Consider the following 12,916-nt stretch of genomic DNA (forward strand, 5'->3'; position numbering starts at 1 on the left):
TCATATAGGGCGCCTGTCGGCACTGTCCCTGGATTACTGCATCGATGCGGATTGACCGAGATCGACTGGGGTGATCGCGCTCTCCTCGTCATCCTCGACGAGATGGTTTCCAAGCACAATCAAGCCACTGTTCAAGGCGTCGAATTCGATCGCCGCGCCAAGCAGTTGGGCGGCCTGCAGCACCAGGTGTTCAATGTCCTCAAGGGCGACGTTCTCGACCAGATTCCTCATCCGGACCTGTTCCGCCGTCGCCGAGATGTTGACGATCCCAGCCGTCTTGAATGCCTTCTGGACCGCTGAATGGACGTCGTCGCGCAAGCGCGTGGAGTAATCGTACCGCATTGAAACCTCCCAAGGGGAACGGTTTTCTGTCAAGATCGAAACATGAGCCCAGCGTGACGGGATGACAAGTAAATTTCCATAAAATACATAAATAAATCAATTAGTTATGATAGTTACAGGAATGTGTGTCCGGCGTTTGATACGCATCATGAGCCTGATACGCGGAGCGCTCACTGGCCGATCTTGACGTGTGACACGCACTACCCCAATTATAGAATAATGAGTTAGATACTAACTCGCTGTATTTTTAGTCTTGAGCGAGAGGCGCACATGGCTGAACTGGAACGGCCCGAACGGCTGCAAATCATGCTCACCGCCGACGAATTGGCGGCCTTGGAAAACTGGCGATTCGAGAAGCGCATGCCAAGCCGCTCGGCCGCGGTCAGGGAGTTGTTGCGACGTGGCCTTGCCTCGGATGGCTTCCTGACGGCCGAGCAGGGCGTCAAATCGCAAGACTTCGGCGTGCTGCCCGAGAGCGACGGCAAGATAAACGATCGGCCTTCGGAGTGAAATCCGTTTCGGTCGTGACGCGCGGCCCGTACGGATTGTCCTGGGGCGAGATTGCCTTGATCCGTTTGCGCGCTACCTCATGCAAATGAGCGATATCGTGGCGGCGACAGCTGACATCGGAGCAACCAACCAAAAACAGAGCGCGACCGCGGATGCGCGCCTTGCGGCGATCATCGATTCCTCTTTCGACGCCATCATCAGCAAGGATCTGAACAGCATCGTCACCAGCTGGAACCTGGCGGCCGAACGCATGTTCGGCTACAGCGCCGAGGAAGCGATTGGCCGGTCGATCGTCATGCTCATTCCCGATCACCTCAAGAGCGAGGAAATAGAGATTATCAGCCGGGTTCGCGCCGGCGAGCGGGTGGCCAGCTACGAGACGACGCGAAAGCGCAAGGACGGGGCGCTTATTTCTGTCTCGCTGACGGTTTCGCCGATCAAGAACGCCAATGGCGAGATCGTCGGCGCCTCGAAGATCGCCCGCGACATTTCCGCAGCCAAGGAGAGCGAGCGCAAGATCAGGCTGCTGATGCGAGAGGTCAACCATCGCGTCAAGAACCAGTTCGCGGTCATCCTGTCGATGGTCCGGGAGACGAGCAAGCGCTCGAATGACCCGCACGAGTTCGAGGAACTGATCCGTGCCCGCATCATGGCGCTTTCGCGTTCGCATGATCTGCTTGTCACCTCGGAATGGGCCGGCGCCAGCCTGTTCGACCTGATCCAGGAACATTTGAAGCCTTTCGGCCGCGAGGAGCAGATCCTGCTCTCCGGTCCGGTCCTGACGCTGCAGTCGAACGCGGTGCAGAATCTCGGCATGGCTTTCCACGAGCTCGGCACGAATTCGTCCAAATATGGCGCGCTTGGCAGCGAAGACGGCCGGATCGAAGTCACCTGGACGATCGGCTCCGGCACCCACGATGCCGGCGGCTCGGGCGAGCGTGAGTTCCAACTGCTTTGGAACGAGACATCCGCGCCCCGTCCCGACGACAGACGCGAAGAGACCACGCGCAAGGGATTCGGCACCGTCGTCCTGCAGCGGGTGGCGCCGCAGTCGCTTGGGGGCTCCGCCGTCCTCGAGCGGTCCGCGGGGCATCTCAGATGGCAGCTGGCCGCGCCGCTGGCAGCGATCATCGTGCCGCAACCCGGCACCGAGCCCGATGACGAAGCGCGCGGCTTCGGCATCTGACGCCCGTCAGAGACCTTGGTGTCGCGCTTATCCGACGGCGGGCACCTGCCGATGGCAATCGCGGAGCATGCGCGATGCGCGTAATAACGAGCGCTGCTCACGCGGCGCTGCGCTCAGGTGGGGCGGCAGGTTTTTTCCGCCGCCCCGGCCTGCCGGTCACCGATGATGCGGGAGATGCCTCTCGGCATCGACTTCTCCAACGGTGAAGCTCTGGAAGCCCGGCATGAGCTGCCATATGGCTGCAAGGCCTATGATCAGATAGGCAAGGCGGGCCAGCATGGCGCCCCCAAGGATCGTGCCGATTATATCATGGCCGGTCACAGCCATGGCCAGCCAGTTGAGGCCGCCAAGGATGATGAGGGCGAGCGTGACGAGATTCATGATGCGCATAAACGCCTCCTGATGTTGCCTGACAAAAAGACGCCTGCAAAAAAACGCCTGTCGTTTCAGTCGGTTCCATCGATCACGAGATTGTGAATAGGGACCGCGGCCCGTGAATTCGGGCGGCGACCGGTTCCCATTCGACCAGCCAGTTCCTACTCGACCAGTATGTGCGCTTCGCGCGCGGCCTCGACAAAGGCCTCCCTGGCGGTATCGGGGGACATGTCGCCGCTGGTCGCCCGGCGGCAGGCGCGCAGCGCGGACTGATGTTTCAGGCTACCGGCATCGCGCCAATGGGTCGTGAGCAATTCGATGGCTTGCTGCGTGTTGGACAGGTTGCGGGTTGCACCGGTGACACCGACAGAAACCACCACGGGTTTGGAAAACCAAGCGGTCTGCATTGGAACCTCGACGGCGTTGCGGATATTGAACGTTCGCGTCGGCGCAAAGTTTCATCCCTGCCAGTCACTGTCGCGTGAGGCTCGGTGGTGGCCGTCGGCGGCGACGGCAACCATCCCCCGACCGGCGGCGGGCAGGGCTAGAGGATGTTGGTCGTCACCTCGACGATGATCGCTGCGCCATCCAGTGTCCCGTCGGGGACATGCACGACGCGCGAAACCCGCAGGTCCTGCGGGCTTCCGTCGACCGACAGCGAAACGCTTTCTCCGATCCTGGGCACCGCCTGGAAAATTGCGTCGGTGGCGTCCGGCCGGTTGTCGATGGAAATGCGGCAGTTGACGGTCATGAAATGCCTCCTGTGTCTGGCCATGCCAGGTCGTCAACGCGGGGTCCATGAAATGGTTTCAGGAGCACCGGTTCCAAAACCGGGAGTTCGTAGACGCAATTCCATGGGATAACCGTTTCACGGTTTCCCGGAATTGCTCCAGCCGGTCGAAGACTGGTTCCCGCTCATGGGCTCGAACCACGATTCACGCCTTCAAAGGGCGCTGTCCTACCATTAGACGAAGCGGGAGAAGCTGGAACGGTTATGGCGCCAGTACGGCGAAGCGTCAATTCGGGAAGTTGTTGACCGGCTCTTCGCAGCGATAAACCGGGCAGTGTCCGTCGCGCGCCGGAATATAGGCCGACATCGGCACTTCCGGCCAGTCGCATTCATTGCCGAACTGCCTGACATAGCGGTCATAGGTGTTCGGGCCGGTGGTCAGCACCACCGCGCGGCGGCTCTGGATCATGGCCTGGACTTCGGCGCAGTTCATGGAACGGCTGTCGGGCCGCGCCTCGGCCAGACCGGTTGCCGCAAGCACGGTGCCCAAGGTCATCAACAAGATTCGAAAGCGAACCGATATCATTGTTACCTCTTCTAACGCGGTTTCGGTCGAAAGCCGCTTCACTTTTGCCGGAGGATCCCCGAGCGGGCTCTCATTGTCCACAGAACTCATCCTTCGTCCCGCCGGTTCCGCGACAGGCCAAGCATGAGGCCTGAACGCGGCGCGGCCATCGGCGCAACCAAATCGCGTGTCGCGCATTGCTGGGAATGGACAGGAAAGCTTACGAAACACCGCGGTGGTGGCCCGGAGACGAGGGCCGCGAGGCGATGTGCTGTTCCTTCTGCGGCGGCCGCGACCACCGCTATGAGGAGTGCCCGCAAAGGCCGGACCCGCCGGCTGCCCCGTCCGAGGACGATGCCGGGGAAACCCGCTGATCCGGTTTGCAGGTGGGCCGACGTCCGCCTTGATCCTATCACCGCCTTGGATGCCACCTTTTGCGCCGACAGGCGTTGTCCCTGCGAAAGGAAGGTCGCCACGGGGCGGCCGCGCAGGAGAAGGAGGCCGAGATGAAACCTCTCGCCATCGCGTCCCTGATGCTGGTGTTGGCAGCGCTGCCGGCGGCGGCACAGACGGATCAGCTGCAGAACCCGGCCCAGCAAGCCGACAAATGCCGTGTCCAGCCGGCGCAAGGCAAGCAGCCGTCCGGCGACGGCAATCTGACTGAAAAGCTCAATGATTGCGGCGGGGTGCTGAAGCCGCCGGCCACCGGCGACCAGGGAATGGCGGCGCCAGCGCCCGACCAAGGCAACACGCCGGTGATCAAGCCCGGCCAAGTGCCGGCGCAGCCGCCGTCCAAGTAGAAGCCAGGCTGGCGGCTTTGCCGCCGGGGTAATGGAACCTCACAGATCGGGAAACGTTTCCTTAACGAATCGGATTTGAAAGGACGGGAAACTTGAGGGATATTGCTAACACAGCCACGTTTATTGCCACCATCGCAATCGTGATCGTCCTTATGCTGATGGCGCCGAAGAGTTTCGGGTTCGAAACGTCTCATCCTATCGTGGATGGCGACCTGCCGGCCCAATAAAAGACCCGCTCCGCAAAAAAGCAGGCGAGGGCATCGCCTGCTTTTTTGTCAGGCGAAACCGCTTCACAGTTTCCTGGAATGTTCTAGCGAACCAGAACGCCGGCGTGATCGCACAGCGCGGTGAAGGCTTCCTGCGCCTGTGCCGCGCCGTCCTTGTTTTCCAGCGCCGCCTCCACCTTCTCGCGCGCGGCCTGGTAGAAGGGACCGCGGCTGGCATGCGGCCAGTCGATCAGGATCTCGCTGGCGTCCTGAAGGCTCACCACCTCACGGATCGTGTCCGAGCCGTGCGGTTTGATGCGCATTGGTGTCGACAGCATCACATCGGCCATTGTTTTTCCCGCCCCATTTGTTTTCAGTTATCGGAGGATGTCTGCTTCGCGCGCGGCATCGATCATGGCCCGCATCGCCTTTTCCGGCGGCGTCCAGCCATCCAGCGCATCGCGGCAGCTGCGCAACGCCGCCCGGTATCGCCGGCCCTGGCCGGACGGCCAGTCGCCGAGGCATTCCAGGCCCTCCCAGGCGCTGCGCACCACGCGCTCGCGCTCGGGGGCAAATTTCAGGCGGATCGGTCGGGGAAACATCTTGTCGTTCAACTGAAGTCTCCGTGACGGGTAGGTTTGGCCCGCGGTCCGAGGAAACCGCGGCATGCCTAAGGGGCGCCGGATAACGTCGCTGGCAGGGGAGGGTTCCAGGCCCGAAGGATCAATTTTCAGTCGCCAGCGACGGCGTCCGACAAAGGTCGCGGCGCGGGCGGATCGGCGTCTTCGGCCCGCGGCCGGTCATGCTCGAATTGCTCCGCGCCCGGCAAGGCGTGCAGCCAGGTCTCGCGGCGGCTGATCCACAATTCATATTCGGGCGCAAGGTCGGTCGGCACGACGTCGAGGCTTCCAAGCATGATTTCGGCCTCGGTGTCGCCGACCCAGGCCACGCGGCCGCCACAGGTCGGGCAAAAGCTGCGCGTCCCGTAAGTGGCGACTTCGCCCGATGTCTCGAAGGCATCGCGCGGCCAGATGGCAAAGGCCGAATAGACCGAGCCGCCCGCCTTGCGGCAGTCCTTGCAATGACAGAGGCCGACCCGCGTCGGCTGACCGGTGACGACGAAATGCACGCCGCCGCACAGGCAGCTGCCGGTCCTGCGTATGGTGTCGGACATGGTCGCGGCCCTCCGTTCTCGCGGCTCGCGGCAGCCGCCCTCTATCCGCGCGCCGCCATATGGTTGTCGAGCTTCTTGCGCGAAGGTCCGTAGCGCTTGATGATGGTCTGGGCTTCGCTCTGCGGGATGCCGTATTTGCGGGCAAACGCGGCAACCTCGTAGGTTTCCTCGCTCGAAACCAGCTTGCGGTCCTGTTTGATCTTCGATTTGTCGTCAGGCATGGCGGGCCTCGCTTTCTGTCAGCCGCATGGTCGCGCGCACATTGTACCACGCGATGCCGCGATCAGACATAACAGCGATCGGCGCTGCTGGTTCCATGACGGCGGATCGCCCCGGCAGGAACGGCTTGCAAGCCGTTGTTCAGGCCGGCGAATGAACCGGGCCGGCGTCGCGGTGACCGGTGTCGCCGCATTCTGCGCAGGGCGCGCTGGCGCCGGGGCAGCCACGATGGTGGGTGCCCGCGGGACAGCAAAGGCCGTTGGAGCTTGTCCAGCGCGGGCATTGGAAAACCTGCCCGCTGCCGCCGCAGCCATTGCACTCCACCACCGATGACCCGACCAGAAAGGGTCCCGTCCCCAGCCTGACACGCGCGCCCAATTCTCAACCCACCCAAACACTGCATCAGACAAGTCTGTGCATTAGCCCAAGCTAAGGCTACCACGATCATGGTTACGAACAAGTTTCGCGATTTTTGTGGCGAGCGACTCGGCCGGGGCGGAAGGGCGTTTGAAGCGGGGTGACCGCCTGCCACCGTGGCGGCGGGCGGTCCCTTATGGGTTTTCAGGTAAATTCGCGAGGGGGATGTCGGAACCGCCTAAGGTCGCACGTCCTTGGGAGCGAAACGGTTTTCAAACCCCTGGAGAAAGTCATGCCGTCGCAAATCGCTCAATCGCCGTGGCAGACCACGGCCCTTCTCATTGCCCGCCTGATCTTTGCCGCCGTCTTCCTCATGGCGGTGACCTTCAAGTCCATGGGCATGGGCGCCACCGCGGGTTTCATCGCCGCCGCCGGCTTTCCCTTCCCTCTCTTCCTCGCCTGGTGCGCGGCCATCCTGGAGGTTGCGCTGGTACTGTGTTTCCTGAGCGGCGCCTTCTTCACGCAGGCGGCCCTTGTCGCCGCTGCCTATGTGCTGTTCCTGGCCTTCGCCTTCCACGGCCCCAGCCACTGGGCCGGCAACCAGGCCGAGTTCGGCTTCTTCGTCGACCATTTTTCCTTCATCGCCGGACTGCTGTTCGCGGCGGTGCACGGACCGGGACAGACGCTGGCGCTGAACCCGGGCTGGCCGGGCAGGGCATAGGGGATGATCAGAGGAGTCAGCCGTTTCCGTGAAACGGCTGATCTCACATCTGGTCGTTATATGGCTCCTTCATCTGGCCGACCATGCGGGCCAGTTTGGAAAATGAGGGCATGTCCGCCTCCGGCTGGCACTGGTTGGCGAGCTCCAGGAGCCGGATCGGGAAGTTGACAGCGTCACGGCTCGACGCCGACATGCCGCCGGACCGCTCCTCGCTGGTCTCGCCAGCCTCGGCCTTGCGCAGGGCGATATCGATCTCCTCCGATGTCAGCACGCCTTTGCGCACCAGCACATGGTTGATCGAGGCGACGGCCATCAGCAGGCCCTCGAGTTGCAGGTTGGCGACATTCATGACGATTGCTCCCTCTATTCACCGTAGCTGAAACGCGCCAGCCGCGTTTCAGATCCGGAGCCAAAGCGTGCCGCCTCGGATCCTGTCGGCGAACAGCGCGACCAGCAGCACCAGCGGGATCGCCGCCGCAATCCCGACCAGCCGATGAAGGCGCCGGGTACGGTCATCTTCGATCCGGACGACGGGCAGGCCGTCTGTCGTGGGAAACTGTCTATTCCTGCGTCAGGCGTTCGCCATATTCGCGCCACAGCGCCTTGACCTCCAGGCTGCCGAGGCGCGGGATCGACGGATCGCCGCACGTGATGGCAACGGCGCCGATGTCGTAGTTGGGGTATGCACCCGCGACGAAGCGGATCGCCTCGCCAAGCGAGTTCACGCGGATCACCGGATCGGCCTGTCCCTGGCCGGTACTTCGCACCCCGGAAACCGAGGCTGGAGCATGTCGCATCCTGAAAACGGATGCCATGGCTGGTCTGTCCATCGTCCTCTCCCACAAAGGCCGTGACGGGAATCATTCCATGAGCTTCAACCGATGATCCCACAGCTGCGGGCTGAAGAAAAGCCGGCTAGCCAATGCCGGATATCGGCCGTTGGCCATCCGATTGTCCGGTGAGGGCAGTTGTGCCATGATATCGTCCATGGTGCTGATTTGCGCCGACGACCCGCCGCCGAGGCGGGTTTTGTGTTTTCAGCCTCCCGCCGCGGCCGGCTTGTCGAAGCGGCCGCGCTCTGGCATCTTGCCAGTAATGGGAGATGTCTGGCATCTTACCAGTGATGGGAATGGGGTTCTCCCGAAACCGCCAGTGATGGCTGATGACTCCTGCCGCGAAAACCGCGGTGGGAATCTGTCGATTCCGCCGCCATGGCGGGCCGATGTGCTCGTCTCAGAGAGGATCGAGCATGTCTTTTTCGAACTGTCTTCTGGTCATGGCCGGTGGTGCGCTCGGCACGCTGGCGCGCTACCTCGTTTCCACCTGGGCGCTGCCGGTGAGCAGTGAACTGCCTTGGGGAACCATCATCATCAACATCAGCGGCTCGCTGCTGATCGGCTTCTTCGGCACGCTGACGCTGGCCGGCGGGCGCTATCCCGCCTCAGAAAGCCTGCGCCTGTTCGTGATGATCGGCCTGTGCGGCGGCTACACGACCTTTTCGTCGTTCAGCCTGCAGACGCTCGACCTGCTGCGCGCCGGCGGCTTCGGCCGGGCGGCCCTCAACATCGGCCTCTCGGTGCTGCTGTGCGTGGGTGCCGTGGCGCTCGGCCACATCATCGCCGCCCGGATCAATGGCGGCGCCACGCAGGTCGCGCAGAGCATGATCGAGGAGGAGGCTTGAGGCGGAGTTTTGAAGGCCTAGGAATTTTTCCCATTATACTTGACGTGCCAAGGAATAAAATCCTATGCTTCACACAGACAGGCCGACACTTACCGCAGACGATGTCCAGTCACTTAGCACGGCGCTTGTCCTTGATCGCCTTGCGCTTGTCGAAGCGCGCGCGGGTGCGAGACGGAAGCGTCGGGAGAAGATTTTTGGTCATGATAAAACGGAAAAGTTCTATTCCCGCATTGTAGATGAAACCAGCATCGGCCCGAATAGCTTCGAGTGACACCGGCATAACATCGACATTGACGCGAGCGCGCGCTTGAGCTCGAACTTGAAATACCTCTTTCGTGTCTTCGTCGATGCACCACATATGATGCACTATCTGGTTTCGTTTGTTAGCTGCTTCACTCACCTTTGCCAAAAGGCGGTCAAATTCCTCAACATCTGACAGGTCATCGAATTTGATGTCGGTCAGTGACTTCAACACACTTTCTCTCAAAGGAAGAGTCATGTGGGTTGTCACTGCCCAACCAATCTCCATATCGACTCCTAGCAGTCCGGCTATAGCCATCTGAATATGGTCCTCGGTTTGCGCATAACAGGTGCATGCCATACCGATTGCCTCTAGGTACTCTTTCGGTAAGTTCCTCGGATCAAAATCAAGGTTACGGAATTTGTTGTCCATGCTAGAAACTCCCAAAGACAAAGACTAGGAAAAGGGCGACGAGGTGTTGCGTCGCCTCTTAAAAACCCCACCGGACCATAAAACGGGGAACAAGCCGGTTAACCGGCCATTAAGCAAAGCTGATGCAAAACTGAAACCGGACGGCCATCCCGCGAAGAACAACCGTCCGGAAGGTCAGTAGCCTAGTAGGCTACGTCACTTCTTGATCGTGCGAACGATGTGCGTGGTGGGTTTGCTTATGGCGGTTTTCACCGACGTAAAGCGGCCCGTCACGGCACTCTGGCCGATCTTGTAGGTCTTGCTCATGCGTATCACCTCCTTTCTCGGGCAGTGGCCCGCCATAGAGGTGTGCCCGCGAGGTGTGGTGACGACCGAATCACAAGACCGGTAAAATAATGATGAAACGCCTACTCAGAGTCGAGTCGGTGTTTCTTTCGCAAGCGAAGAAGCTTTCGCGCATTTTGCTTAGGCGTGACCGACTTCACCAATCCGCCGATAGGTAAGGCGCTTGTCGCAGGCCATGCGAAGCAGATCAGTAGCGCGTTCCGCATCCGAGACTTTCAGAGCGCTGCGACGATTGTAACGGAAATCGAACTCGGCCAAGTAGCGGTGCAAATGAGCCTCGCCGCAATGCTGGTAAACGCCGACCATGCCGCGCTTGAAGACTGAGAACACGTTCTCAATCGTGTTCGTGTGGACTATGCGGTCGGCTTCGTAACGAACGTATTCGCCGCCAGTGTGATTGGTGGTCTTGTGCGACGCGTATTCCTAGCCGGTGCGCGTCTGATACGTCAAGTATACAATTAGGAATTTTTTCCTTGACCGGGTGAGGGCAGCCGAGCTATCATTTCGTCCATGGTGCTGATTTGCGGCAACGACCCGCCGCCGAGGCGGGTTTTGTGTTTTTGGCGATCTCACCGAGCGAAACGGCTTTGTGCCGACGTTGAAATGCCGGCAGGACAGAGGGGGGCGCCACAGAACGCGACCTCTGCGAGAATCCGATGACCCAACGCTATGCCACCATCATCACCGACGATGACGGCCGCGACATCGTCAGCGCCATTGGCGAGTTCGAGGGCGCCGCGCCACGGCCGCGTCTGGGCCGGGTCGAACTGGTGGCACCTGGCGTGCTGATCGGCATGGTGCGGGATGCTGCCGGCGGCTTTGGTTTTCCGCGGCCCGGCATTGGCGGGCATGCCATCGGTCACGTATTGGCGCGGCTGAAGGCGCAGGCCAGCATGGCAAAACGCGCCGGTGCGGCAAAAACTGCCGCGACCGCCAAGCCGAAGCGCGCCAAGCGGGCCAAGAAGAAAACCAGCCGCTCGAGAAAGCCGGTCGGATCGATGCCGAAGGCGGGCAAGGCGGCCAGCGATGCCGCCGCAAAGGCGATGGGCCAGGTCGATGGCTGACGAAGCCGGCGCCGGGCCGGCGCGCCGCAAGACAAGACCGGCAAGGCGCAAGCCGGCCGGCGAGGCGGCCGCGCCGACGCCTCGGCCGAAGCGGCCGAAAAAGACGCTGGGCGACGACTTTCTTGCCGCCGTGCGGGCCGATTTCCGCGCGCACGGCGCCGGCGTCATCGCCGAGGTGCGGGCCGACAAGCCCGACCAGTATCTGAAGATCGTGCTTTCAGTCCTGCCCAAGGATTTCGATGTCGCCGCCGTCAACCATCTGGACGCCCTCAGCGATGAACAGATCCGCAGCCGCATCCGGGCCCTCGAAGCCGTCGTCAGGCCGTTCCTCGAAGAGCCCGCCGATCGCCGCGAAGACGGAATATTTGGCGCTGCTGGCGGAACTTGACCGCCGCAGACGCAGCAACCAGCTGGCGGCGTACAGACCGTATCCGCGCCAGGCGGAGTTTCACGCGGCAGGAGCGGTCAATCGCGAGCGCCTGTTCATGGCCGGCAACCAGCTCGGCAAGACCAGGGCCGGCGGCGCGGAATGGGCGATGCACCTGACGGGCCGCTACCCCCAGTGGTGGCAAGGCAAGGTCTTCGACACGCCCGTGCGGCTTTGGGCCGCCGGCGTGACCGGCGAGGGCACGCGCGACAACCCGCAGCGCGTGCTGGTCGGCCCGCCGCAGCAGCAGGCGGCCTGGGGCACCGGCATGATCCCGGCGGATGCCATTCGTCAGACCATCATGGGCCGTGGCGCGCCGGGCGCACTCGACAGCGTCGTGGTGCGCCATGGCGGCGGCGGCGATGTGCAGGCCGGCGAGAGCGTGCTGTCGTTCAAGAGTTTCGAGAAGGGCCGCGAGAAATGGCAGGGCGAGACCCTGCATGGCGTCTGGTTCGACGAGGAACCGCCGCTCGACATCTATTCCGAAGGCCTGACCCGCACCAACGCGACCGGCGGGATAACGATCGTGACGTTCACGCCGCTGCTTGGGATGAGCGATGTGGTGCTGCTGTTCCTGTCGGCGGGGGAGGTGGAGAGGATGGGGAAGGGGTCAACCGCCGCGAAACCATGATCCGCAATACCGCTTTTGCGGCAACCGGTGGCCGGGTAGCGTCCGGTGCGACGTTTGGGGTCCCACATGCGCCAGATTGCGGAACTGCTTCTCCTTTGCGCCCTGCTTTCAGCCTGTAGCGGCAGCGGCGATTGGCGCGCCGATGCAATCAGTGCCGCCGAAGGCAAGATGCACAAGCTGGTGAGCGATCCTTCCGCCACATTCTCACATGTCCAGATTACCGGCGACAGTTCGTCCGGCCAGACCTGCGGTGTCATCACCGCCAAGGTCGGCACCTTCACCAAGGAGGCGCGCTTCATCGTCTATATCGACAACACCGCCGGTCCGTTTGTCGAGCCGGGCATGGGCCAGTCCATGTCGCGGGCCGACTTCGACTGGGCCTGGAAGAATGATTGCTTGAACGAGGGGTATAAGAGCTAGGTGGGCCTCGGAACCTGGGGGCCTGAACTTGCTCACTCCACCTCCCGCGCCACCATCCGGTCCAGGTTTTCGTTCAGCCGCCTGAGCATGCCCAGCAGCGTCGCCACCTCGTCCTCGCTGAAACCGGCCAGTGCCTCGTCCCTGCCTTCGTCCAGCGCCTCGCGCGCGGCGGGCAGTTTTTTCAGCGCCGCTTCGGTCAACGAGATCAGGCTGCTGCGGCCATCATTGGGGTCGGGCGTGCGGCGGATCAGGCCGTCGCGCTCCATGCGTGCCAGCATCTGCGCCATCGACGGCTGCTCGATCTTGGCGAAGCGCGCCAGTTCCTTCTGCGACATCGCCGCGCCGCCGCGCAGGAGATAGATCACCGGCATCTGGCCGATCGAGAAGCCGAAGGCTTTCACCCGCCGCTCGCCGAGACGGGCGAGGCTGCGCGCTGCCATATTGATGAGCGGGGCGGGGTTCGAGAACAGGGTCCAGTCGGTCATGACTT

General features: G+C 62.1%; 22 protein-coding genes, 1 tRNA gene, 1 pseudogene and 1 riboswitch. Of the genes and pseudogenes, 9 read left to right on the forward strand and 15 right to left on the reverse strand.

Annotated features, from left to right (window positions below; translation table 11 throughout):
* Nucleotides 1–33: 33 nt before the first annotated feature.
* Nucleotides 34–342, reverse strand: coding sequence for a hypothetical protein (locus EB230_RS15395; RefSeq protein ID WP_056571557.1), 309 nt, complete (start codon nt 340–342; stop codon nt 34–36).
* Nucleotides 343–612: 270 nt separating this feature from the next.
* Here EB230_RS15395 and EB230_RS15400 point away from each other — a divergent pair, with 270 nt between their 5' ends.
* Nucleotides 613–852 (forward strand): hypothetical protein, encoded by a 240-nt coding sequence (locus EB230_RS15400; protein WP_056571560.1) that lies wholly within the window; start codon nt 613–615, stop codon nt 850–852.
* A gap of 97 nt (nt 853–949) precedes the next feature.
* A complete protein-coding gene (locus EB230_RS15405; protein WP_244494084.1) occupies nt 950–2,038 on the forward strand; it encodes a PAS domain S-box protein in 1,089 nt (362 codons plus the stop codon).
* A gap of 156 nt (nt 2,039–2,194) precedes the next feature.
* Here the strand turns inward: EB230_RS15405 and EB230_RS15410 are convergent, their stop codons facing one another.
* The 5 genes from EB230_RS15410 to EB230_RS15430 form a co-directional block, all read right to left on the reverse strand.
* A complete protein-coding gene (locus EB230_RS15410; protein ID WP_056571567.1) occupies nt 2,195–2,428 on the reverse strand; it encodes a DUF378 domain-containing protein in 234 nt (77 codons plus the stop codon).
* 146 nt (nt 2,429–2,574) lie between these two features.
* The gene (locus EB230_RS15415; RefSeq protein WP_056571570.1) at nt 2,575–2,820 is read right to left on the reverse strand and encodes a DUF982 domain-containing protein; all 246 of its coding nucleotides are present in this window, start codon (nt 2,818–2,820) and stop codon (nt 2,575–2,577) included.
* Between the two features lie 137 nt (nt 2,821–2,957).
* Nucleotides 2,958–3,164, reverse strand: coding sequence for a hypothetical protein (locus EB230_RS15420; RefSeq protein WP_056571572.1), 207 nt, complete (start codon nt 3,162–3,164; stop codon nt 2,958–2,960).
* A 154-nt stretch (nt 3,165–3,318) separates the two neighbouring features.
* Nucleotides 3,319–3,392 (reverse strand) — tRNA-Gln (locus tag EB230_RS15425).
* Between the two features lie 37 nt (nt 3,393–3,429).
* On the reverse strand, nt 3,430–3,699 hold the full coding sequence (locus EB230_RS15430; protein WP_081294881.1) for a hypothetical protein: 270 nt from the start codon (nt 3,697–3,699) through the stop codon (nt 3,430–3,432).
* A gap of 515 nt (nt 3,700–4,214) precedes the next feature.
* Here EB230_RS15430 and EB230_RS15435 point away from each other — a divergent pair.
* Nucleotides 4,215–4,508 carry a hypothetical protein gene (locus tag EB230_RS15435; RefSeq protein WP_056572137.1) on the forward strand — a complete coding sequence of 98 codons (294 nt, stop codon included), beginning with the start codon at nt 4,215–4,217 and terminating at the stop codon, nt 4,506–4,508.
* 310 nt (nt 4,509–4,818) lie between these two features.
* On the opposite strand, the gene EB230_RS15440 is transcribed toward EB230_RS15435, so the two are convergent.
* From EB230_RS15440 to EB230_RS15455, 4 genes are all read right to left on the reverse strand, one after another.
* Nucleotides 4,819–5,064 (reverse strand): DUF982 domain-containing protein, encoded by a 246-nt coding sequence (locus tag EB230_RS15440; RefSeq protein WP_056571578.1) that lies wholly within the window; start codon nt 5,062–5,064, stop codon nt 4,819–4,821.
* A 27-nt stretch (nt 5,065–5,091) separates the two neighbouring features.
* On the reverse strand, nt 5,092–5,328 hold the full coding sequence (locus tag EB230_RS15445) for a DUF982 domain-containing protein (protein WP_056571581.1): 237 nt from the start codon (nt 5,326–5,328) through the stop codon (nt 5,092–5,094).
* A 116-nt stretch (nt 5,329–5,444) separates the two neighbouring features.
* Nucleotides 5,445–5,888: a GFA family protein gene (locus EB230_RS15450; RefSeq protein ID WP_056571585.1), complete on the reverse strand. Its 444-nt coding sequence runs from the start codon at nt 5,886–5,888 to the stop codon at nt 5,445–5,447.
* 41 nt (nt 5,889–5,929) lie between these two features.
* A complete protein-coding gene (locus tag EB230_RS15455) occupies nt 5,930–6,109 on the reverse strand; it encodes a DUF3606 domain-containing protein (RefSeq protein ID WP_027052489.1) in 180 nt (59 codons plus the stop codon).
* Between the two features lie 647 nt (nt 6,110–6,756).
* Here EB230_RS15455 and EB230_RS15460 point away from each other — a divergent pair.
* Nucleotides 6,757–7,185, forward strand: a complete 429-nt coding sequence (locus tag EB230_RS15460) for a DoxX family protein (protein ID WP_172373052.1) — start codon at nt 6,757–6,759, stop codon at nt 7,183–7,185.
* A gap of 43 nt (nt 7,186–7,228) precedes the next feature.
* Here the strand turns inward: EB230_RS15460 and EB230_RS15465 are convergent, their stop codons facing one another.
* Entirely contained in the window at nt 7,229–7,534 is a 306-nt protein-coding gene (locus EB230_RS15465) for a hypothetical protein (protein WP_056571591.1), read from the reverse strand.
* 211 nt (nt 7,535–7,745) lie between these two features.
* Nucleotides 7,746–8,015 carry a hypothetical protein gene (locus EB230_RS15470; RefSeq protein WP_056571594.1) on the reverse strand — a complete coding sequence of 90 codons (270 nt, stop codon included), beginning with the start codon at nt 8,013–8,015 and terminating at the stop codon, nt 7,746–7,748.
* A gap of 286 nt (nt 8,016–8,301) precedes the next feature.
* Nucleotides 8,302–8,364, forward strand: a riboswitch (Fluoride riboswitch).
* A 70-nt stretch (nt 8,365–8,434) separates the two neighbouring features.
* Here EB230_RS15470 and crcB point away from each other — a divergent pair.
* Nucleotides 8,435–8,866: a fluoride efflux transporter CrcB gene (crcB, locus tag EB230_RS15475; RefSeq protein WP_172373054.1), complete on the forward strand. Its 432-nt coding sequence runs from the start codon at nt 8,435–8,437 to the stop codon at nt 8,864–8,866.
* Nucleotides 8,867–8,975: 109 nt separating this feature from the next.
* On the opposite strand, the gene EB230_RS15480 is transcribed toward crcB, so the two are convergent.
* On the reverse strand, nt 8,976–9,539 hold the full coding sequence (locus EB230_RS15480; RefSeq protein WP_172373056.1) for a hypothetical protein: 564 nt from the start codon (nt 9,537–9,539) through the stop codon (nt 8,976–8,978).
* Between the two features lie 465 nt (nt 9,540–10,004).
* Nucleotides 10,005–10,319 (reverse strand): annotated as a pseudogene (locus EB230_RS15485) (transposase); the annotation flags it as partial.
* A gap of 221 nt (nt 10,320–10,540) precedes the next feature.
* Between EB230_RS15485 and EB230_RS15490 the strand changes: the two are divergent.
* From EB230_RS15490 to EB230_RS15505, 4 genes are all read left to right on the forward strand, one after another.
* Entirely contained in the window at nt 10,541–10,948 is a 408-nt protein-coding gene (locus EB230_RS15490; protein ID WP_172373058.1) for a hypothetical protein, read from the forward strand.
* Nucleotides 10,941–11,336, forward strand: coding sequence for a hypothetical protein (locus EB230_RS15495; protein WP_056571604.1), 396 nt, complete (start codon nt 10,941–10,943; stop codon nt 11,334–11,336). The genes EB230_RS15490 and EB230_RS15495 overlap by 8 nt, the downstream gene beginning before the upstream one ends.
* Nucleotides 11,314–12,006: a terminase family protein gene (locus EB230_RS15500; protein ID WP_246738968.1), complete on the forward strand. Its 693-nt coding sequence runs from the start codon at nt 11,314–11,316 to the stop codon at nt 12,004–12,006. The genes EB230_RS15495 and EB230_RS15500 overlap by 23 nt, the downstream gene beginning before the upstream one ends.
* A 66-nt stretch (nt 12,007–12,072) precedes the next feature.
* Nucleotides 12,073–12,426, forward strand: coding sequence for a hypothetical protein (locus EB230_RS15505; protein WP_172373062.1), 354 nt, complete (start codon nt 12,073–12,075; stop codon nt 12,424–12,426).
* A gap of 32 nt (nt 12,427–12,458) precedes the next feature.
* On the opposite strand, the gene EB230_RS15510 is transcribed toward EB230_RS15505, so the two are convergent.
* Nucleotides 12,459–12,911, reverse strand: coding sequence for a MarR family transcriptional regulator (locus EB230_RS15510; RefSeq protein WP_172373064.1), 453 nt, complete (start codon nt 12,909–12,911; stop codon nt 12,459–12,461).
* Between the last annotated feature and the right edge of the window lie 5 nt (nt 12,912–12,916).

The sequence above is a fragment of the Mesorhizobium sp. NZP2234 genome, from assembly GCF_013170765.1.
GTDB classification, from domain to species: domain Bacteria; phylum Pseudomonadota; class Alphaproteobacteria; order Rhizobiales; family Rhizobiaceae; genus Mesorhizobium; species Mesorhizobium loti_D.